The sequence below is a fragment of the Vibrio sp. 10N.286.46.A8 genome, assembly GCF_041470165.1.
GTDB classification, from domain to species: domain Bacteria; phylum Pseudomonadota; class Gammaproteobacteria; order Enterobacterales; family Vibrionaceae; genus Vibrio; species Vibrio tasmaniensis_A.
The window spans coordinates 1-400 of the sequence record NZ_JBFRLX010000383.1; the positions used below are offsets into that span (position 1 = coordinate 1).

The following is a 400-nucleotide window of genomic DNA, read 5'->3' on the forward strand; positions in this document are numbered from 1 at the left end:
TTTATGCATAACTAAATTTAATCTTTACGACAAATAACCGGATTAGTTGATTGGGATACCATCTGTTTAAATCCGCGTTCGATATCTGTCGTATTTATTTATTTTATTGAAGGTGTGTAAAGTGTTTTCAGTTGATGATCGCGTTGTTGCAACAAAAGGTGTTGAGCTAGGTGAAATGGTAGTAATTGGCCTAAGTGCTGGTGGTGGCTACGTTCATGTTACAACAGTAGAAGGCGCAATAATGACGCTTACTTACCCTGCAAAAGACCTTAAAAAAGCATAGTTTAACCGCTCCGCTCTTTTAGTAGTCACTCTGCTAAAGGTAACAAAATTGAGGCTTTGGCTGACTTCATTCTTCTGCATTAGAGTGAGCAACCAGAGCCTTTTTTGTGCCTGTAAT

General features: G+C 38.5%; 1 protein-coding gene. It reads left to right on the forward strand.

The genetic code is table 11. The annotated features are described in order from the left end of the window. Positions 1-121 precede the first annotated feature (121 nt). Entirely contained in the window at positions 122-283 is a 162-nt protein-coding gene (locus AB4232_RS22585; RefSeq protein ID WP_009846296.1) for a hypothetical protein, read from the forward strand. The last annotated feature ends 117 nt before the right edge of the window (positions 284-400 follow it).